Genomic DNA, 19,803 nt, shown 5'->3' on the forward strand with positions numbered 1-19,803 from the left:
CATGCAGTTCAAGATGATTTTGACATTGATTGGTGCCGCCGGATTACTCGCGGCGCCAATGCTTCACGCCCAAACCTCAGCCGATAACGTTTTGCTGGACATGCAGCAAGCTTTCAGAAAAGGCGACAGCACCCGACTGGCCGCCTTGCAACCGCTGGCCCAAAGCCACATGCTGGCACCCTGGGCCGCGTATTGGACCCTGCGCGCCCGGCTGGACACCGCCACGTCGGACGAGGTCAACACATTTTTTAACCAGTACCGCGGCACCTACCAGGAAGACCGCCTGCGCAACGACTGGCTATTGCTGCTGGGCCAGCGCCGCGACTGGGCCCGTTTTGCCGAGGCCGCGCCCGACTTCCGCATGAACGATGACCGCGAGGTGCGCTGTTACACCCTGGCCATGGAGAACATCCTGGCCAAGGTGGACCTGGCCAGCGAGGTCAAGGCCCAGTGGTATGCGGCCAAAGACGCGGGTGACGGCTGCACCCTGGCGGCACAAAGCCACTTTGACGCAGGCCAGCTGTCGGAGGCAGATGTCTGGCGCAAGGCACGACTGCTGGTGGAGGCCCGCCAGCTCGATGCGGCACGCCAGGTGGTCGCCATCGTGGCGCCCGGCGCCAGCGCGGCACTCAACGACGCCCTCAAAAAACCCGAGACCGTGCTCATCAAACGCCCGGTATCGAACCACCGCCTGAACCAGGAGCTGGCGGTGCTGGCACTGATCCGCTGGGCCGACAGCGCCCCGGACAGTGCCGCCCAGGCCTTGGAAGAGCGTTGGAGCAAGCACCTCACCAACTCCCAGCGTGCCTGGGCCTGGGGCGCGATTGGCAAACTGGCAGCACAAAAACTCTCTGACAGCGCCTTGCCCTATTTCCAACACGCCAGCCCCGAAGCCATGAGTGACGAACATCTGGCCTGGCGGACCCGCGCCGCCTTGCGCCAGCACCAGTGGCATGACGCGCTGGAGAGCATCAAGGCCATGAGCCCGGACGCCGCCAGCGACCCCACCTGGGTCTATTGGCGCGCCCGCGCCCTGCTGCAACCGGGCCAAAACCAGGCCGAGCAAACCCAGGCGCGCCAGCTGCTGCAAGGTATTGCCAGCGTGCGCGGGTTTTACCCACTGCTGGCGCTGGAGGAACTGGGCCAACCGATCACACCACCCACCGCACCCACGCCTTTGAGCGCGCAGGAAAAAGACCGGGCGCAGGCCAACCCCGGGCTGCAGCGTGCCCTCAAAGCCATCACCCTGGGCCTGCGCAGCGAGGGTGTGCGGGAGTGGAACTACACCACCAATTTGCATGCCCCCGGCGGCATGAATGACCGCGAGCTGCTGGCCGCTGCTGATCTGGCCTGCCAGAACGCGGTGTGGGACCGCTGCATCAACACCAGCGAACGTACCCGCAACGCGATTGATCTGGTGCAACGTTTCCCGATGCCCTACCGCCAGGCGGTGATCGAGCGCAGCCGCAGCATCAACCTTGACCCGGCCTATGTCTACGGCCTGATCCGTCAGGAAAGCCGCTTCATCACCGATGCACGCTCTGGCGTGGGTGCCTCGGGCCTGATGCAGGTGATGCCCGCCACCGCGCGCTGGACTGCCAAAAAAATTGGACTGAGCAACTTCACACCCCAGCAGCTCAATGACCGCGACACCAACATCACGATTGGCACCGGTTACCTCAAGCTGGTGCTCGATGACTTTGCCGGCTCGATGCCCCTGGCCGCCGCAGCCTACAACGCCGGGCCCGGGCGCCCGCGGGTCTGGCGTGGCCAACCCGGCGCCCCTTCAGTGGAGGCCGCCATTTGGGCGGAAAACATCCCGTTCACCGAAACCCGTGATTACGTCAAGAAAGTGCTGGCCAACACCACCATTTACGCAGCCATGATCACCGGGCAGACCCAGTCCCTCAAGGCGCGGCTGGGTCAGATTGGCCCGCCCGACATCAGTACACCAGAGAACCGCGACCTGCCATGATCCAACTCTATATCGGTAACAAAAACTACTCATCCTGGTCGATGCGGCCCTGGGTGCTGCTGACCCAGGCCGGCATTCCTTTTGAAGAGGTGATGGTGCGTTTTGACGCCTTCACGCCGGACTCGCAGTTCAAGGCGGCGCTCAAACCGGTGTCCCCCACCGGCAAGGTGCCGGTGCTGGTGGACGGTGACTTGGTGGTGTGGGACACACTGGCGATTGCCGAGTACCTGGCCGAGCAGTTTCCCGATAAACAGCTCTGGCCAACCGACAAAGCGGCACGCGCCCGGGCGCGCAGCATCTGCGCCGAGATGCACAGCGGCTTCACCAGCCTGCGCAACCACTGCCCGATGAACATCGAAGCGCGGCTGCCCGACACCGGCGCCCTGCTCTGGCGCGACCAGCCCGGTGTGCGTGCCGATGTGGCGCGTCTGGTCGCCATGTGGCAGCCGCTGCTGCAGGCGCATGGTGGCCCGATGCTGTTTGGTGCGTTCTCGGTGGCGGATGCCTACTTTGCACCAGTCTGCACCCGGCTGGTGACCTACGCGCTGCCCTTGCCGCCAGACATTGCCGACTATGTGCAACGTGTGCTGACGCTGCCGGGCGTCAAAGCCTGGATCGACGGCGCCTGCGCCGAGCAGGATTTCCGTGATTTTGAAGAGCCCTACCGCCTGCACCGCTAGCCGCGATGCAGGGGCCGTGCCCACCCATGCCGACACACATGCCCACTGAGATGCAGGTTTACTTGGTAGGTGGTGCTGTGCGCGATGCGCTGCTGGGTTTGCCGGTGAGTGACCGCGACTGGGTGGTGGTGGGCGCCACGCCGCAGGTGATGATTGACCAAGGTTATGTGCCAGTCGGCAAGGACTTCCCAGTGTTCCTGCACCCGCGCACCCATGAGGAGTATGCGCTGGCGCGCACCGAGCGCAAAACCGCCCCCGGTTACCACGGCTTTGTCATCCACGCCGCACCCGACGTGACGCTGGAGGAAGACCTGGCACGGCGCGACATCACTATCAATGCCATAGCTACTCACCCTGACACCATAAGGGACATTGGCCAATTTGACACCAAAAATGCCCTGATTGACCCGTTCCATGGCCAGCAGGACCTGGCCAACAAAGTGTTCCGCCACGTCAGCCCGGCATTTCGCGAAGACCCGGTGCGTATCCTGCGGGTGGCGCGTTTTGCCGCGCGTTTTGCCGACTTCACCGTGGCCCCTGAAACGCTGGCGCTGATGTGTGAGATGGTGGCAGACGGCGAGGTCGATCACCTGGTGCCCGAACGCATCTGGCAGGAGTTATCGCGCGGGCTGATGGAGGCCACGCCCTCACGCATGTTCGCGGTGTTACGCGACTGTGGCGCCCTGCAGCGCCTGCTGCCCGAGGTAGACCGCCTGTGGGGTGTGCCGCAGCGCGCCGACTACCACCCCGAGGTCGACACCGGCGTGCACCTGATGATGGTGCTGGACATGGCTGCGCGCCTGCAGGCGCCGCTGGCCGTGCGTTTTGCCTGCCTGTGCCACGACCTGGGCAAGGGCAACACCCCGGCCGATGTGCTGCCACGCCACATCGGCCATGAAGAGCGCAGCGCCAGGCTGCTCAAGGGCCTGTGTGAGCGCCTGCGTGTGCCTACCGACTGCCGCGAACTCGCCGACGTGGTGGCGCGGGAACACAGCAACGTCCACCGCAGCACCGACTTTGGTGCCAGTGCCCTGGTGCGCCTGCTGGAACGTTGTGATGCTTTGCGCAAACCACAGCGTTTTTCCGACATTCTGCTGGCCTGTGAATCTGATGCACGTGGCCGACTCGGGCACCTTGACAGCCCCTACCCACAGCGCCCCCGGCTGCTGCAGGTGCTGGCGGTGATGCAGGCGGTGGATACCAAAACCATCGCCCAACAGGCCATGGACATGGGGGCCAGTGGCTCAAAAGTCGGCGACATGGTGCACCAGGCCCGGGTGACGGCGGTGCAGTCCACCCTGCCTGGCTGAAACCGAACACACCAGGTGCTGCGGGTGTGGCGCGGACCGGCCAACAAACCCAAGATTCGCGAGAAATCCCTCACAGATCAAACTTGGGCGAAATCCGCTGGGTTATGCTTACAACATGTCAAGTTTGCTGATTATTGAAGACGATGAGCTGCTGCGTGATGGTTTGAGCGCCCAGCTTCGTCAGCTCGGTCATGCAGTGACAACCGCAGCCGATGGCGAACTGGCACAACGGCTGCTGGAGTCTGACCGCTTTGACGGTGTGATCCTGGATCTCGGTCTGCCCAAGATCAGTGGCATGGAGTTGCTGCGCTGGTTGCGCAAACGTCTGCCCGCTTTACCGGTGCTGATCCTGACCGCCCGCGACGATGTGGATGACCGTGTCCAGGGACTCAATGCCGGTGCCGACGACTACCTGACCAAACCCTTTGACATGGCCGAGTTGCAGGCCAGGCTCGCCGCGCTGCTGCGCCGCGCCGCCCTGCCGGCCTTTGGCGGCAGCCTGGAAGTGGCCAGCCAGAGCACCCGGCGCCTGCGGGTCGACGCATCCCTGCCCCAAGCCTGGCTGGGAGATGAGCCACTGGACCTGACCCAGCGTGAATGGGCCCTGCTGTCGCTGCTGGTGACCCACGCCGGGCGCGTGGTCAGCCGCGAGGATGTGCTGGAAACCTGGCAGGCCGAACCCGGCGACAGCCTGAGTTCCGCCTCGAACGCGCTGGAGGTCTACATCCACCGCCTGCGCCGCAAGCTGGTCGACTCGGGCCTGAACATCCGCAATGTGCGTGGCCTGGGCTACATGCTGGAAACCACGCCGCAATGAACACCGAGGCCAGGCCTGCCGGGCAGGGTCTGTCACTCAAACGCCAGCTGCTGCTGTGGCTGCTGCTGCCCCAACTGGTGCTGTTTCTGGTGGGTGGTGCGCTGGCCTACCGCATCGCCCTGAGTTACGCTGAAAAAGCCACCGACCAGTCACTGACCCAGTCGGTGCGTTCGCTGGCACGCCAGGTCAAACCGATTGGCTCGGGGCTCTTGATCGACTTTCCGCGTGCGGCGCAGGACATCATCGAACAAGACCCGCAAGACCGGGTCAGTTACATGGTGTCGAGCCCGCCAGGGCATTTTTTGCTGGGCAACGCCAAGCTGCCCGACCCGGCCGTCACGGTGGCGGCCAACAGCCGTGACGCCCTGCTCTACACCACCCACATCGATGGCAAACCGATGCGCCTGGCCCTGCTGGAGCTGGACTACGGCGAGGCCGATGCGCCGCAACGCCTGCGCGTGCAGGTGGCCAAAAGCCTGGCCCTGCAACAACGCCTGACCAACGAACTGATTGCCGACATGCTGGCACCACTGATGTTGCTGGTGGCATTGATGAGTTTGCTGGTTTTTGCCGGTATCTCGCGCGGGCTGCAGCCGCTCAAACGCCTTCAGGCGCAGCTCGGTGACCGCCAGTCACTCAGCGTGCACGCGCTGTCGCCGATCGAGCTGACACAGGCGCCGCAAGAGGTCCATGCCCTGGCCACGGCACTGAACCAGCTGCTGGCCGCAGTGCGGCGCAGCCTGAGCCAGGAAAAACGTTTTCTCAACGATGCGGCGCACCAGCTGCGCACCCCTCTGGCGGGGTTGATCAGCCAGACCGAACTGGCGCTGACCGAAACTGACCCGCAGGCGCGGCAGGACCGGCTCAACAAGGTGTTGTCAGGCGCCAGGCGCAGTGCCCACCTGGTGCACCAGTTGCTGTCACTGGCACGCAACGAGGTCGAGGCCAAGCTGGCGCCGCTGGACGTGGCGGTGCTGGCGCGCGAGGTGGCGCGCGAGTGGACACCGCGTGCGGTCAAACACAACATCGACCTGGGTTATGAGGGGGAGGACCACCTGATGGTGAACGGTGAAGCCCTGTTGCTGCACGAAGCCCTGAGCAACCTGATCGACAACGCCCTGACCTACGCCGGCCCGGGCACCGAGGTGACGCTGAGCGCCCGCACCGAAGCAGACCAGGTGGTGCTGGAGGTGCAAGACAACGGCGCCGGGGTCTCCGAGCAAGACCTGCCGCAGGTGTTCAACCGATTCTGGCGCGCCAACGAGTTGCCGGGCGGCTGCGGGCTGGGCCTGGCCATTGTGAAAGAGATCACCCAACGCCACGGTGGCTACGCCCTGGCGCTGGCGGCACAGCCCCATGGTCTGCGGGTGCAGCTGTGGTTGCCACGCATCACTACACCCCCTTCGCCCGAGCCTTGAGTTTGGCCGCTTGACCTTCACTGCGGGACGCGCGCTGAGCTCATGAGATACTGACTTCTCGTGAAGCCTACACAGCCACTCCTCAGACGGGATAGCCACCTCCAGCGCCGCCAGTGAAACATTCTGCCGTCAACCCGCCGCACGCCACTGTGGTCAGCCGCACCACAGCGGATGTGCTTGACAAACAAACCACCGGAGAAGACAACAACCCCTGGCGATTGGCGCTGCTGGGCTCCGGTGCTGGGTTCTGGGACTGGAACCTGGTCACCGGCCAGCAGACCCATTCGCCGCAGTGGGAGCAGCTGATTGGTTACGCTGGTAATGAGCTGAACCTGGACTACCAGACATTTGTGGCTCTGATTCACCCCGACGATCTGGCTCACCTGGAAGCCCAGGCCAACGCCTGCCAGCGTGGTCAGGCGCCCTACTTTGCCGCCGATATGCGCATGCGCTGCAAAGATGGCTGCTGGAAGTGGATCGCCACCCGCGGCATGCTGGTTGCCCGCAGTGCCGATGGCCAGCCATTGCGCATGATGGGCACCCACGCTGACATCTCCCAAAGCAAAGCGACAGAGCAGGAGCTGGCCAGACTCAATGCCGAGTTGCACGAGAAGTCCAGCATGCTGCAGACCACGCTGGACAACATCAGTCAGGGCATTTTTCTGCTGGATGCCGACAAGCGCATCATCGGCTTTAACCCACGTGTGTGTGAGTTGCTGGAGGTGCCCCCCGAGTTGCTGATGACCCGCCCCACCTTGACGCAGTTCAGCGCGTTTCAGCTCAATCGAGGTGACTTTGGCGAACGTGAGCTGTTTGTGAGTCAGAACGCACGCGCCTACGTGCGCAGCGATGGCCTGGGTGAACCTCCGGCCCACTATGTGCGCGAGACACGCCAAGGCCGTATGCTGGAGGTCAAAAGCAAGGTCCTGGAAGACGGCGGCATGGTGCGCACCTTTGCCGATGTCACCGACTACTTCCGCGCCAAACAAGCGCTGCAGACCAACGAAGAACGCTGGCGTCTGGCGCTGGAGAGCACCGGCGACGGCCTGTGGGACCTGACCGTACCCACCGGCGAAGAGTACCTGTCGCCAGGCCTGTTGCGCATGTACGGTTTTGAGGAGGGCGACCTGCGAGCCAGCCTGGCAGACCGTGATCGACACACCCATCCCGACGACCTGGATCGGGTGCGGCGCGACCGGCAAGACCACCTGGACGGACTCACCCCCACCTACAGCAACGAACACCGCGTGTTGTGCAAGGACGGCAGCTGGAAGTGGGTGCTGTCGCGCGGCATGGTCATCAGCCGGGACGCCAACGGCAAAGCTCTGCGCATGATTGGCACCCACACCGACATCAGCAAACGCAAGGCAGCCGAGGCCACCATCTGGCAACAGGCCCACTTTGACACGCTGACCGGTCTGCCCAACCGCCGCCTGATGCGTGAACGTCTGGCCCAGGAGATGAAGCAATGCCGGCGGGATGGGCTGAAACTGGCCCTGCTGTTCATCGACCTGGACCGTTTCAAGGAAGTCAACGACACCCTGGGCCATGACCGCGGCGACCTGCTGCTGACCGAGGCCGCCCAACGCATCCGCCACTGCCTGCGCGAGGTCGACACCGTGGCGCGAATGGGGGGTGACGAGTTCATGGTGATCGTGACCGGCTTGCCACAGGTGGCGGATCTGGAGGCGGTGTTGCACAAGTTGCTGGGCTCGCTCGGCGGGGTGTTCCAGCTCGGGCTCGACCAGGTGTTTATTTCGGCCAGCATCGGTGTCACGGTTTACCCCGATGACGCGCTGGAGATTGAAGGCCTGCTCAAAAACGCGGACCAGGCACTCTATGTGGCCAAAGCCGCCGGGCGCAACCGCTTCAGCTTTTTCACACCGGCGCTGCAGGAAGCCGCCCAGTGGCGGGCCCAGCTCACCCGGGACATGCGCTTGGCGCTGGTCGAGCAACAGTTCCGGGTGGTGTATCAGCCGATCGTGACCCTGGCCACGGGGGTCATCCACAAGGCCGAGGCCTTATTGCGCTGGCAGCACCCGACACGCGGCCTGATCAACCCGGGCGAGTTCATCCCGGTGGCCGAAAGCAGTGGGCTAATTGGGGCGCTGGGTGAATGGGTGTTCCAGCAGGCCGCCGACCAGGTGCAGGCCTGGCGCGCCCGGCTGCACCCAGACTTCCAGATCAGCATCAACAAGTCACCGGTGCAGTTTGAGAACCCTGACCCGCTGGCCACCCCCTGGATCGAGCAGCTGCGCGCACGCGGGCTCGGTGGCGACAGCATCGTGGTGGAGATCACCGAAGGCCTGCTGCTGTCCACCAGTGCCGGGGTAACCGAACAGCTGCTGGCCATGGGGGATGACGGCATCCAGGTTTCGCTGGACGACTTTGGCACCGGCTACTCGTCGCTGGCTTATCTGCAGAAGTTCCACATCGACGTCATCAAGATCGACCAGTCCTTTGTGCGCCAACTGGCGCCGCAGTCCACCAACCTGGCGCTGTGCCAGGGCATCATCGCGATGGCGCATGCGCTGGGCATCCAGGTGGTGGCCGAGGGCATCGAGACCGAGCAGCAGCGCGCGCTGCTGGCCGCTGCGGGGTGTGACTTTGGCCAGGGTTATTTCTTCTCGAGACCGGTGAGTGCGGCCGAGTTTGAACAGATCTGTGGCCAGATCCACGTCCACCCACCCACCGTCAACGCCGCGCTCTGAGCCAGGCGGCGGGCCAGGCGTTCACCTTAGCCAAGTCGCACACCGGTCTGGGCATCAAACCAGTTGTTGTGGCGGCTGCTGATGGTCAGGCCCACGTTGTCACCCACGGCCACCGGCGTGCTCGGCGGCACACGCACATTGATCAGTCCGGCACCGGTCTGCACCACCACATAGGTGTCGGCACCGGTCGGCTCCACCAGCGTGACCTCACCGCGCCAGGGCGCATCGTCAGCCAGGTGGATGTGCTCCGGGCGCTGACCCAGGGTCACCGCGCCGGCCACCGGTGCGGGCAGCTGCAAAACCCCACCTTCAAAGGAAAATTGGCCTGTAGCTCCGATACCGCTTGCGTTACCCGTTATGAAATTCATAGTGGGTGAACCAATGAACCCTGCCACATAGGTGTTGACCGGCTGGCGGTAGATCTCGTAGGGGGTGCCAATCTGCTGCAACGTGCCGTCCTTCAACACCGCGATGCGGCTGCCCAGCGTCATGGCCTCGATCTGGTCGTGCGTCACATACACGCTGGTGATGCCTGAGAGCAGGTGCAGGCGTTTGATCTCGGCACGCATCTCCACGCGTAACTTGGCGTCCAGGTTGGAGAGCGGCTCGTCAAACAGGAACAGCTGCGGGTCACGCGCGAGCGCCCGGCCCATGGCCACCCGCTGGCGCTGGCCACCCGAGAGCTGCGCCGGGCGGCGCTCCAGCAGGTGCTCGATCTGCAGCAAGGCGGCCACCTCGTGGATACGGCGGGTGCGCACATCGAGCGGGATCTTGCGCATCTCCAGCGCAAAGCCGATGTTCTGCGCCACATTCATGGTCGGGTACAGCGCATAACTCTGGAACACCATGGCGATATCGCGCTGCGCCGGTGGCATGTCGACCACGTTTTTGCCACCGATCCACAACTCCCCTTCGGTGGGCGCCTCCAGCCCGGCCAGGATGTTGAGCAGGGTCGATTTGCCACAACCCGAGGGCCCGACCAGAATCAGAAACTCGCCCGGGGCCACGTCGATGTTGATGTGGCTGAGCACCTCAATCGCGCGGGGACCTTTGCCGAACACCTTGCGAATGCCCGCAATGTGGAGTGAAGCTGCCATGTTCTTATCCTTTGACGGCGCCAGCCGTCAAGCCTTTGACGAAATACTGGCCAGCCAGCACATAGACCAGCATGGTCGGCAGGCCAGCAATGATGGCGGCGGCCATGTCCACGTTGTAGTTCTTGACGCTGCTGCTGGTGTTAGCCAGGTTGTTGAGGCCCACCGTGATCGGCTGGCTGTCGGCACCGCTGAAGGCGACCCCAAACAGGAAATCGTTCCAGATGTTGGTGAACTGCCAGATCAGCGTCACCATCAAGATTGGTGTGGACATCGGCAACACGATGCGCCAGAAGATGCGCCAAAAACCCGCACCGTCCAGACGTGCGGCGTTGACCAGCTCACGCGGGATGGCGCTGTAGTAGTTGCGGAAAAACAGCGTGGTGCCCGCCATGCCGGCCAGGCTGTGCACCAGCACCAGCCCGAACACCGAGCTCGACAGGCCCAAATCCCCCAGCACCTGGCTCATCGGCAACAGCACCACCTGGAACGGCATGAACACCCCGAACAGCAGCAAGCCAAACAAGAACTCCGAGCCCCTGAAACGCCACAGACTCAGCACATACCCGTTGACCGCGCCCCAGGCGGTGGAGATCAGCACTGCGGGCACCACCATCGTCACCGAGTTCAGAAAATAGGGCTGCAGACCCCGGCAATCCACCCCGGTGCAGGCGCTGGACCAGGCCAGCCGCCAAGCATCCAGGTTCAGCCCCTGCGGCAGACTCACCAGGTTGCCTGCGCGGATCTGTTCAGCGTCCTTGAAGCTGGTGACCAACATCACATACAAAGGCGCCAGGAAAAACAGCGCCGCCAGCAGCAACACGCAGTACACCAGCAGGCGGGACAAAGTTCGGACATGCATGCGGCTTATCTCTCGTGCGGCTTGGTTCTGAGCTCGCTGTAGAGGTACGGCACCACGATGGCCGCGACGGTGGCCAGCATCATGGTGGCGCTGGCCGCCCCCAGGCCAATCTGGCCACGCGTGAAGCTCATGGTGTACATGAAGGTAGCGGGCAGGTCCGACGCATAACCCGGCCCGCCCGCGGTGAGCGCCATCACCAGGTCAAACGCCTTGATCGCCAGATGTGACAAGACCAGAATGGTCGAGAACACCACCGGGCGCAACATCGGCAGGATGATGCGCCAGTAAATACGCGGCAAGCTGGCGCCGTCAATCTGCGCTGCCTTGATGATGTTGTCGTCAATACCGCGCAGGCCCGCCAGGAACAGGGCCATGGCAAAACCGGTGGACTGCCAGATGCCGGCAATCACCACGCAGTAGATGGCGGTGTCGCTCTGCACCAGCCAGTCAAAACCGAACGAGGTCCAGCCCAGGTCGTGCATGAGTTTTTCCAGGCCCAGGCTGGGGTTCAGAATCCATTTCCAGGCGGTGCCGGTGACGATGAAGGACAGCGCCATGGGGTACAGGTAGATGGTGCGCAACACGCCCTCACCCCGGATTTTCTGGTCCAGAAACACGGCCAGCAGCAAGCCCAGCAGCATCGAGCCGCCCACATACAGCAGGCTGAAAAGAACCAGGTTTTGGAGCGCAACGTGCCAGCGCTCCATGTCCCACAGGCGCACATACTGTTCCAGCCCGACAAACTCGTCGTAGTTTGGCAACATGCGTGAGTTGGTAACCGAGAGCACCCCGTTCCAGATCATCAGCCCGTAGATGAAGGCAAACCCCAGCACAAAGCCTGGTGCGACCACCAGTTTGGGCAGGACTCTTTCAAGGGAACTCATAGACACCACGCCTTCGTGGCGCCAAGGGCAGTTCGTTCTTGGCTCGGCTGCGCTGCGCTTGGACCTGACGGGCCGGGTATTCCGTTCCGTTCGTGTCCCCCGACCGAAAGCCTGCGGCCGTCGGTCTCCTCCTTTACCTCACTGCACGAAACACCCGACCCATCAGGTCCCGACAGATTCTTGGCCTTCGACAAACAAACCCGTCTGTCCAGCTGCAGGGATGGGGTGCGTGTCATAGCGAAGTCAAGGAGGAGCCCGCAGGGCGGGGGACATGAGCGGTGACACGTACCCCAGCCCTGCAGCGGGCGATCACCACCAACGCCACCAACCATCGCCGGGAGCAAACGCCGCAAAAACCGTTGTCTCAACATGTGTGCTCGGTTCACTGCGTCACCGCCGCCTTGGCAATGCTTTTGACACCGTCTGCCACGCTGATCTTGTCGTTGTTCCAGAACTGGCTCACCGCGTCCTTGATCGCGCCCTCGATGGCGGGTTTGACCGCCATGCCGTGGGAAATGGATGGCACCAGGGTGCCCGACCTGCCAGAAGCGGCGAAGTCTCGGGCAGACAGCTTGGCGCAGTCGTCAAACTTGCCCATGTCCATGCCCAGGCGCACCGGAATCGAGCCCTTGCTCAGGTTGAACGTCTGCTGAAATGTGGTGCCCATGAGGGCTGCCGCCAGATCGGCCTGGGCTTGTTGCGCCCCGGCGCTTTTGAGCTTGAACATGACAAACGAGTCCAGATTGAAGGTGTAGGCATTGGTGCTGCCCGGCGCGGCAGCACACAAGTAGTCCTTGCCGGGCAACTTGCCTGCGGCGCTGAACTCACCCTTGGCCCAGTCCCCCATGATCTGGAAAGCGGCCTTGTTCTGGATCAGCAGTGCGGTGGCTAGGTTCCAGTCGCGCCCCGGGGCGGCCGGGTCGGTGTAGGCCTTGAGCCTGCGAAAGGTTTCCAGCGACTTGGCCATGGTCGGGCTGTTCAGGGCGGTGGGGTCGAGCTTGACCAGTGCGTCCTGGTAAAACTTCGGTCCCCCCACCCCCAGCACCACCGACTCGAAGACGGTGAGGTCTTGCCAGTTCTGGCCGCCATGCGCCAGCGGGATCAAACCGGCTTTTCTGATCTTGTCCGCTGCGGCAAAAAACTCGTCCCAGGTCTTGGGCATGGCTGCCACACCGGCCTTTTTGAGCACCGCCGCGTTGGCCCAGATCCAGTTGACGCGGTGTACATTGACCGGCGCGGCCACATAACTGCCCCGGTATTTCATGCCGTTGGCCACCACCGGCGGCAGCAGGTTGTCCCATTTTTCGGCTTTGGCGGTGGCATCCAGGTTGGCCAGCACCCCCTCGGTCGCCCATTCCTGGATCGCCGGGCCCTTGATCTGGGCGGCTGCGGGCGGGTTACCCGCGATCACGCGGCTTTTGAGCACGGTCATGGCGTTGTCCCCACCGCCCCCGGCCACCGCAAAGTCTTTCCAGCTGTGGCCCTGGGCTTGCATGGTCTTTTTCAACTCGGCCATGGCCCGGGCCTCGCCGCCCGAGGTCCACCAGTGCAACACCTCCACCTCACCCGCCATCACGCATCTGCCAGCCAGCAGGCACAACAAGGCAAGCGCTTGCGGGATTCGTTTGACCATGTCCACTCCTGAAAATCGATCCGGGCAGGCGCACAGCGCCACCCGAATTAATTAATTGTTAATTAATAAAACACCCAAACAATGCGGGCTTACCCTTGTGGTTGTTGCTGCAGATCAAGCTTTCCTGCTCACAGGCTGGCGCGCATCTCCTGAAACACCTGCCAGAACACCGCGTCCTGCGTGGTGCAGAAGTTGATGCGCATCAGCGTGCCGGGCGCCCGGTTGGCATGGAACAGCGAGCCCGGCGCCAGCAGGTAACCCAGGTCCAGCATGCGTTGTGCCAGCGCGTCGGTGTCGACCCCGGTGTCGACCCAGCCAAACAGGCCCGCAGGTGGCGCCACAAAACGGCAACCCGCAGCCAGCGCCAGCGTCACACTGCGTCCCCGCGCCTGGGCCAGCCGGGTACGCACCTGCTGGGCATGGCGGCGCAGCTGGCCCTGCTCGATGCACCAGGCCAGCGCTTTCTCGAGCAGCGCCGGGGTGGTCAGCGTGGCCAGCAGCTTGGTGTCGAGCAGTTGCTCATACAGATGGGTGGGTGCGGCCAGAAAACCGATGCGCCAGCCAGGCGCCAGGATTTTGGAGAAACCACTGACGTAGATGGTGCGCTGCAGACCATCCAGCGCGCTCAACCGGGTGGCGTGTTCGGGCGCCAGGTGGCTGTAGGTGTCGTCTTCCACAATCACAAAGTTGTGCGCGCTGGCCAGTTGTAACAAGCGGTGGGCACTGCCCGGGCTCAGGCAGAAGCCGGTCGGGTTGTGCAGCACACTGACACTGACAAACAGCTTGGGCTGGTGCAACTCACAGTAACGCGCCATCACCGCCAGATCCGGCCCGTCCGGGCCACGTGGCACCGGCAGGATGCGCATGCCCAGGGCGTCGAGCCGGGCAAACTCGATGGCCCAACCAGGCTCTTCAACCATCACACAGTCACCGGTGCGCAGCAGGGTGCGGCTGACGATGTCAAGCGCGTGGGTGGCCCCCACGGTGGTGATGATCTGCTGCGCGGTGGCTGGAATCGCCAGCGCCGCCAGCCGGGCCGAGAGCGCCTGGCGCAGCCCCGAGTCACCGGCGGGTTCACCATACTGCAGCGACAAGGCACGCAGCTGCGCACCACTGCTGACACGGCGGATGGCGGCGGACAAAAAGCCGGTCTCCAGCCAGTCCGGCGGGAAGGCGCCCAGGCCGGGCTGGGGTTTGTCGCTGCCACGCTGGAACATGCCACGGATCAGTGCAGTGGCGTTGACCGGCACATGCTGCGCCGCAAAAACGCTGCCAACCGGGCTGGCACCGGGCGCCACCATCTCTACACTCTTTGCAGCACTAGGCCCTTTATCCATCAGGGACAAGCTGCGATTTCTGACAAAAAACCCGCGATTCTTGTGCGCCTCTACCAGGCCCTGCGCCAGCAACTGGTCGTAGGCTGCCACCACCGTGCTCGGACTCACATCCTGCTGCTGGGCACACAGGCGCACCGAGGGCAGGCGGCTACCCGCAGCCAGCAGACCGCTGTTGATGCGCTCCGCCAGGCGCGCCGCGAGTTGTGCGGACAAGGACTGTGACCGGGTTCTGACCAACATCTTGTGTACTCCCTCTAACGCTGCCAACACAACCAGCCAGCTGGCAAGCCACCACACGGTGGCGGCAGCTGTGTTGCCAACACAAACAATACAGTAGTCTTAAATGTCTTTTTAAGTGTACTGCAGGTGTATTGTTTTTGACATTACATTTGTGGCCATGATGGGCTTTTCTCCCCCCGCTGATCACCACCCCAAGCGCCGCGCTGTGACGGCACGATGCTGCACGGATCACCAGGATTCAAGTCAAATTTGCCTCCAGCCCTGACGTCAAAAGGACCAATAGCTATGACAAATGGAGCACACCCATGAAAACACTGGGCCTGATCGGTGGCATGAGCTGGGAGTCCACGCTGCCTTATTACCAGCACATCAACCAGACGGTGAAGGAATCCCTGGGCGGCTTGCATTCGGCCAAACTGATCCTGTACAGCGTGGACTTTGCGGAGATTGCGCAACTGCAGGCAAGCGGTCAATGGGATGCGGCGGGCGCTTTGCTGGCCGAGGTGGCGAGCAAGCTGGCGCACGCCGGGGCCGACGCGCTGGTGATCTGCACCAACACCATGCACAAGGTGGCCCCGGCCATCGAGGACGCGGTCGACATCCCCTTGTTACACATCGCCGACCCAACCGCACAGGCGATTCAACAAGCCGGGCTGACCACCGTCGGGCTGCTGGGCACACGTTTCACGATGGAGCAGGACTTTTACCGCGCCCGCCTGGAAAGCCGTTTTGGCCTGAAGGTGCTCACGCCACCCGCCGAAGCGCGCAACGAGGTGCACCGGATCATCTTCGAGGAGTTGTGCCTGGGCCAGGTGCAAGCGGGCTCGCAACACACGCTGCAGCACATCGCCGCGCAACTACAAACGCAGGGTGCACAAGCCATCATCCTGGGCTGCACCGAACTGGCCATGAGCCTGCAAGCACAACACGTCACGCTACCCCTGTTTGATACCACCGCGTTACACGCCCGCAGCGCTGCGTTGTGGGCTCTATCTTGAAAGTTTGCTTTTGAAAAACACCCACCACGAAACCCTGGGCATGTGGCTCGGTGTGCTGGGCGTCGCCATCTTTGCGGTGACGCTGCCGATGACGCGCCTGGCCACCGGCACCGCGCAGACGCCCTATCTCTCGCCCTGGTTTGTGACCTTTGGGCGGGCGGTGCTGGCGGGCGCGCTGTCCCTGGTGTTTTTGCTGGCCACCCGTTCGACCCTGCCCACCCCGGCGCAGCGCAAGCCGCTGGTGATGGCGCTGTTAGGCAATGCCATCGGTTACCCGCTGCTGCTCGGGTTTGCGTTGTTGCATGTCAGCTCCGGCCATGCAGCGGTGATCACCGCGCTGCTGCCGCTGAGCACTGCGGCGGTGGCCGCACTGGTGTTGCACCAGCGGGCGCGGCTGGGTTTTTGGTTGTTTGCCGCACTGGGCAGTGGCCTGGTGCTGGTGTTTGTGCTGTGGCGCAGCCACAGCCAGGGCCACGGTTTTGGCCTGGCCTGGGCCGACCTGTTGCTGCTGGGTGCGGTGTTATCTGCCTCGGTGGGGTATGTTTACGGTGCGCAGGTGACCCATGCATTGGGCGCCGAGCGGGTGATCTGCTGGGTCTGTGTGATGGCGCTGCCACTCACCGTGCCCGGTGCGCTGCTGACCTGGCCCAGCCACAGCGTGCCCAGCTCGGCCTGGCTGGGCCTGGTGTACGTGGGTGTGTTTTCGATGTGGGCCGGTTTTTTTGCCTGGTACCGCGGCATGGCGATGGGCGGCGCACTGCGCGTGAGCCAGACCCAGCTGCTGCAACCGTTTTTGAGTATCCTGGCCGCCGTGCCCTTGCTGGGTGAGCCGCTGGAGCTGGCCACCCTGGGCTTTGCCCTGGCCGTGATCACCACCGTTTTTCTGGGCAGGCGTTTTGCCAGACCTGCCCCTGTTGTTGTTACCCTCGTCGCCTCAAAGGAACCTGTATGAACGCACCCCTGCCCCCAGATTGTCTGAACTCACCTTGGCAACTCGCCCGCCGCGCCGAGCGCATGAACCCGTCAGTGATCCGTGAGATCCTGAAAGTGACCGAGCGCCCCGGCATCATCAGTTTTGCCGGTGGTCTGCCGTCCAGCAAAACCTTCCCGGTAGCCGAATTCGAAGCGGCTTGCGCCCAGGTGCTCAAAGACGACCCGGCAGGCGCCCTGCAATACGCCGCCAGCGAAGGCTACGCCCCGCTGCGCCAGATGGTGGCCGAACAACTGCGGACCAAGGCCGCTGCAGCGGGTCAGACCTGGAACGTGGACCCGGCGCAGGTGCTGATCACCACCGGCAGCCAGCAGGGGCTGGACCTGGTAGCCAAGGTACTGGTGGATGCGGGCAGCAAGATTTTGGTGGAGTCGCCGACCTACCTGGGGGCGGTGTCGGCCTTTATCCCGATGGAACCGGACGTGGTGAGTGTGGCCAGCGATGAGCAAGGTGTGGACATCAGCGACCTGCGGACCAAGGCCGCCGGGGCGCGTTTCCTCTACGTGTTGCCCAACTTTCAGAACCCCACCGGCAACACCATGAGCGAGGCCCGACGCGCCGCGCTCAGCACAGTCGCCGCCGAACTGAACCTGCCGCTGATCGAGGACAACCCCTATGGCGACCTGTGGTTTGACACCCCGCCACCCGCGCCCCTGACCGCCCGCAACCCGGACGGCTGCATCTACCTGGGCTCGTTCTCCAAAGTGCTGGCACCCGGACTGCGCCTGGGCTTTCTGGTGGCGCCCAAAGCCGTTTTCCCCAAGCTGCTGGAGGCCAAGCAGGCCGCCGATTTACACAGCCCGGGCTTCAACCAGCGCATGATCGCCCAGGTGATGCAAGGCGGTTTTCTGGATCGCCATGTGCCCAAAATCCGTGCGCTCTACAAGGCCCAGCGCGATGCGATGCTGGAGGCGCTGGCGCAGCACTTTGGCCCGATGCCAGCCCAAGCCGACGCGGCCATGCTGGACAGCCGCCTCACCTGGAACTGCCCGGCCGGTGGCATGTTCTTGTGGGCACGCCTGCCCCAGGGCCAACGTGCTGTGGACCTGCTGCCCATCGCGGTGGAGCAAGGCGTGGCCTTTGTGCCGGGCGCGCCGTTTTACGCCGATCACGGCGACGAACGCACACTGCGCCTGAGTTTTGTGACACCCAGTGTCGAAGAGATCCATCGTGGGGTGGCCGCTCTGGCGCGCGCCATGCAAGAACAGGCAGGGGTTTGAACATGCTGCACATCTGGGGGCGATTGAGCTCCATCAACGTACGCAAGGTGGTCTGGGCCGCGCAGGAAACCGGTGTGCACTTCACCCGCACCGATGCGGGCCTGACTTTTGGGGTGGTGAAAACCTTTGACTACCTGCGCCTGAACCCCAACGCCCAGGTGCCCACGCTGCAGGACGGTGAGCTGGTGTTGTGGGAGTCCAATGTGATCGTGCGTTACCTGTGTGCACGTTACGCCCCGGCCTTGTACCCGCAGGAGCTGGCCGCGCGTTTTGATACCGAGCGCTGGATGGACTGGCAACAAACCAGCCTCAACCCCGCCGGCAGCCAGGCCTTCATCCAGTGGTTTCGCACCGCGCCAGAGCAGCGCGACCAAAGTGTGATCACCAAGTCGGTGGCCACCATGACACCGCTGCTGATACTGCTGGACCAGCATCTGTCACAACGCGCCTACATGGGGGGTGACAGCTTCGGCATGGCAGACATCCCGGTGGCCTGCGACGTGCACCGCTGGTTTGGTTTGCCGCAAACCCGCCCAGAGTTGCCCAACCTGGAACGCTGGTATGCCCAGATCCTGGCCCGTCCGGCGACTCGGGGGGTGCTGGATCTGCCCCTGGCTTGACACCTTGGAGTTGTGCCCATGATCACCAGAGCCTTCACACAAGTCGACGTTTTCACCGACACCGCCTACCTCGGCAACCCGCTGGCCGTGGTGTTGGACGGTACGGGTTTGTCCAGCGCCGACATGCAGCACTTTGCGCGCTGGACCAACCTGTCCGAGACCACTTTTTTGCTGCCACCCACGCCAGAAGCTGCGGTACAAGGTGCCGACTACCAGGTGCGCATCTTCACGCCCGGCGGTGAGTTGCCGTTTGCCGGCCACCCGACACTGGGCAGCTGCCACGCCTGGCTGCAGGCCGGTGGTCAGCCCAAGGCGCCCGAGTGCATCGTGCAGGAATGTGGCCAGGGGCTGGTGCGCATCCGCCGCGACGGCACACACCTGGTTTTTGCCGCACCGCCGCTGCAACGCAGTCTGCCCAGTGCCCAACTGCTGGCCGATGTCAGCGCCGCGCTGGGCATGGCGCCGCAACACGTTCTGGCCAGCCAACTGCTCAACAACGGGCCACTGTGGTTGGGCCTCTTGCTCGATGACGAGGAGCTGCTTCTGGCGCTGGAGCCTGACCACGCCGCGCTCAAGGCTTTGGGGCAAAAAGTGGGTTTAGCCCATATAGATCAAGGGTCAACAGCTACACCACTGATAGCGCGCTCCAACCGCGAGGCCCGCGCCTTTGGTCCACGCACCAGCACACCCGGCGCAGCCCCGGGTGTGGCCCAGGCCCAAGTGCGCGCTTTTGCAGCGCCCATCGGTGTCAACGAAGACCCGGTCACGGGCAGCCTCAACGCCAGCTTGGCCCAGTGGCTGATCGCCGACGGGCTGGCCCCCAGTAGCTACATCGCCACCCAGGGCACCTGCCTGGGGCGCCACGGCCAGGTGATGGTGTCACAAGACGACCAAGGCCAGGTCTGGGTGGGGGGTGATGTGGTGACCTGTATCGCCGGGGCGGTGACGCTGTAGAGCCACACGCCGCCCGCGCCCGGATGACCCGGGCGCGGGCATTTTTCAGGTGGCAGCCA

16 protein-coding genes are annotated in these 19,803 nt (G+C 63.7%); 11 read left to right on the forward strand and 5 right to left on the reverse strand.

Features of this window, described 5'->3' with window-relative positions; genetic code table 11:
• Position 1: 1 nt before the first annotated feature.
• The 6 genes from KKO72_RS07930 to KKO72_RS07955 all read left to right on the forward strand — a co-directional run bounded on the left by KKO72_RS07930 (position 2) and on the right by KKO72_RS07955 (position 8,911).
• Positions 2-1,975: a lytic transglycosylase domain-containing protein gene (locus KKO72_RS07930; protein ID WP_214937141.1), complete on the forward strand. Its 1,974-nt coding sequence runs from the start codon at positions 2-4 to the stop codon at positions 1,973-1,975.
• Positions 1,972-2,655: a glutathione S-transferase family protein gene (locus KKO72_RS07935; RefSeq protein WP_214937143.1), complete on the forward strand. Its 684-nt coding sequence runs from the start codon at positions 1,972-1,974 to the stop codon at positions 2,653-2,655. The genes KKO72_RS07930 and KKO72_RS07935 overlap by 4 nt, the downstream gene beginning before the upstream one ends.
• Positions 2,656-2,705: 50 nt before the next feature.
• Positions 2,706-3,965, forward strand: a complete 1,260-nt coding sequence (locus KKO72_RS07940; RefSeq protein WP_214937287.1) for a multifunctional CCA addition/repair protein — start codon at positions 2,706-2,708, stop codon at positions 3,963-3,965.
• A gap of 115 nt (positions 3,966-4,080) precedes the next feature.
• A complete protein-coding gene (locus KKO72_RS07945; RefSeq protein WP_214937145.1) occupies positions 4,081-4,782 on the forward strand; it encodes a response regulator transcription factor in 702 nt (233 codons plus the stop codon).
• Entirely contained in the window at positions 4,779-6,200 is a 1,422-nt protein-coding gene (locus tag KKO72_RS07950) for a sensor histidine kinase (protein WP_214937147.1), read from the forward strand. The genes KKO72_RS07945 and KKO72_RS07950 overlap by 4 nt, the downstream gene beginning before the upstream one ends.
• 113 nt (positions 6,201-6,313) lie before the next feature.
• A complete protein-coding gene (locus KKO72_RS07955; protein WP_214937149.1) occupies positions 6,314-8,911 on the forward strand; it encodes an EAL domain-containing protein in 2,598 nt (865 codons plus the stop codon).
• A gap of 26 nt (positions 8,912-8,937) precedes the next feature.
• Here KKO72_RS07955 and KKO72_RS07960 read toward each other — a convergent pair whose 3' ends face one another.
• From KKO72_RS07960 to KKO72_RS07980, 5 genes are all read right to left on the reverse strand, one after another.
• Positions 8,938-10,008 carry an ABC transporter ATP-binding protein gene (locus KKO72_RS07960; protein ID WP_078364344.1) on the reverse strand — a complete coding sequence of 357 codons (1,071 nt, stop codon included), beginning with the start codon at positions 10,006-10,008 and terminating at the stop codon, positions 8,938-8,940.
• Between the two features lie 4 nt (positions 10,009-10,012).
• Entirely contained in the window at positions 10,013-10,867 is an 855-nt protein-coding gene (locus KKO72_RS07965; RefSeq protein ID WP_214937151.1) for a carbohydrate ABC transporter permease, read from the reverse strand.
• 5 nt (positions 10,868-10,872) lie between these two features.
• Positions 10,873-11,751, reverse strand: a complete 879-nt coding sequence (locus tag KKO72_RS07970; RefSeq protein ID WP_214937153.1) for a carbohydrate ABC transporter permease — start codon at positions 11,749-11,751, stop codon at positions 10,873-10,875.
• Between the two features lie 382 nt (positions 11,752-12,133).
• On the reverse strand, positions 12,134-13,384 hold the full coding sequence (locus tag KKO72_RS07975; RefSeq protein ID WP_214937155.1) for an ABC transporter substrate-binding protein: 1,251 nt from the start codon (positions 13,382-13,384) through the stop codon (positions 12,134-12,136).
• A 128-nt stretch (positions 13,385-13,512) separates the two neighbouring features.
• Entirely contained in the window at positions 13,513-14,961 is a 1,449-nt protein-coding gene (locus KKO72_RS07980) for a PLP-dependent aminotransferase family protein (protein WP_214937157.1), read from the reverse strand.
• Positions 14,962-15,266: 305 nt separating this feature from the next.
• Between KKO72_RS07980 and KKO72_RS07985 the strand changes: the two genes are divergently transcribed.
• The 5 genes from KKO72_RS07985 to KKO72_RS08005 are packed head-to-tail and all read left to right on the forward strand — an operon-like array spanning position 15,267 to position 19,744.
• Positions 15,267-15,959 carry an aspartate/glutamate racemase family protein gene (locus tag KKO72_RS07985; RefSeq protein ID WP_214937159.1) on the forward strand — a complete coding sequence of 231 codons (693 nt, stop codon included), beginning with the start codon at positions 15,267-15,269 and terminating at the stop codon, positions 15,957-15,959.
• Positions 15,960-15,999: 40 nt separating this feature from the next.
• Positions 16,000-16,911, forward strand: coding sequence for a DMT family transporter (locus KKO72_RS07990; RefSeq protein ID WP_214937289.1), 912 nt, complete (start codon positions 16,000-16,002; stop codon positions 16,909-16,911).
• Complete coding sequence (locus tag KKO72_RS07995; protein WP_214937161.1) at positions 16,908-18,170, forward strand: PLP-dependent aminotransferase family protein; 1,263 nt, start codon at positions 16,908-16,910, stop codon at positions 18,168-18,170. The genes KKO72_RS07990 and KKO72_RS07995 overlap by 4 nt, the downstream gene beginning before the upstream one ends.
• A 2-nt stretch (positions 18,171-18,172) precedes the next feature.
• Entirely contained in the window at positions 18,173-18,790 is a 618-nt protein-coding gene (locus KKO72_RS08000) for a glutathione S-transferase family protein (protein WP_214937163.1), read from the forward strand.
• An 18-nt stretch (positions 18,791-18,808) separates the two neighbouring features.
• Positions 18,809-19,744, forward strand: a complete 936-nt coding sequence (locus tag KKO72_RS08005) for a PhzF family phenazine biosynthesis protein (RefSeq protein ID WP_214937165.1) — start codon at positions 18,809-18,811, stop codon at positions 19,742-19,744.
• The last annotated feature ends 59 nt before the right edge of the window (positions 19,745-19,803 follow it).

Source organism: Rhodoferax sp. U11-2br (assembly GCF_018619435.1).
Taxonomy (GTDB): Bacteria; Pseudomonadota; Gammaproteobacteria; order Burkholderiales; family Burkholderiaceae_C; genus Rhodoferax.

Coding starts and splice junctions, on each gene's coding strand:
- KKO72_RS07930 (WP_214937141.1), top strand. CDS start 2: ATGCAGTTCAAGATGATTTTGACATTGATTGGTGCCGCCGGATTACTC.
- KKO72_RS07935 (WP_214937143.1), top strand. CDS start 1,972: ATGATCCAACTCTATATCGGTAACAAAAACTACTCATCCTGGTCGATG.
- KKO72_RS07940 (WP_214937287.1), top strand. CDS start 2,706: ATGCAGGTTTACTTGGTAGGTGGTGCTGTGCGCGATGCGCTGCTGGGT.
- KKO72_RS07945 (WP_214937145.1), top strand. CDS start 4,081: ATGTCAAGTTTGCTGATTATTGAAGACGATGAGCTGCTGCGTGATGGT.
- KKO72_RS07950 (WP_214937147.1), top strand. CDS start 4,779: ATGAACACCGAGGCCAGGCCTGCCGGGCAGGGTCTGTCACTCAAACGC.
- KKO72_RS07960 (WP_078364344.1), bottom strand. CDS start 10,008: ATGGCAGCTTCACTCCACATTGCGGGCATTCGCAAGGTGTTCGGCAAA.
- KKO72_RS07965 (WP_214937151.1), bottom strand. CDS start 10,867: ATGCATGTCCGAACTTTGTCCCGCCTGCTGGTGTACTGCGTGTTGCTG.
- KKO72_RS07970 (WP_214937153.1), bottom strand. CDS start 11,751: ATGAGTTCCCTTGAAAGAGTCCTGCCCAAACTGGTGGTCGCACCAGGC.
- KKO72_RS07975 (WP_214937155.1), bottom strand. CDS start 13,384: ATGGTCAAACGAATCCCGCAAGCGCTTGCCTTGTTGTGCCTGCTGGCT.
- KKO72_RS07980 (WP_214937157.1), bottom strand. CDS start 14,961: ATGTTGGTCAGAACCCGGTCACAGTCCTTGTCCGCACAACTCGCGGCG.
- KKO72_RS07985 (WP_214937159.1), top strand. CDS start 15,267: ATGAAAACACTGGGCCTGATCGGTGGCATGAGCTGGGAGTCCACGCTG.
- KKO72_RS07990 (WP_214937289.1), top strand. CDS start 16,000: ATGTGGCTCGGTGTGCTGGGCGTCGCCATCTTTGCGGTGACGCTGCCG.
- KKO72_RS07995 (WP_214937161.1), top strand. CDS start 16,908: ATGAACGCACCCCTGCCCCCAGATTGTCTGAACTCACCTTGGCAACTC.
- KKO72_RS08000 (WP_214937163.1), top strand. CDS start 18,173: ATGCTGCACATCTGGGGGCGATTGAGCTCCATCAACGTACGCAAGGTG.
- KKO72_RS08005 (WP_214937165.1), top strand. CDS start 18,809: ATGATCACCAGAGCCTTCACACAAGTCGACGTTTTCACCGACACCGCC.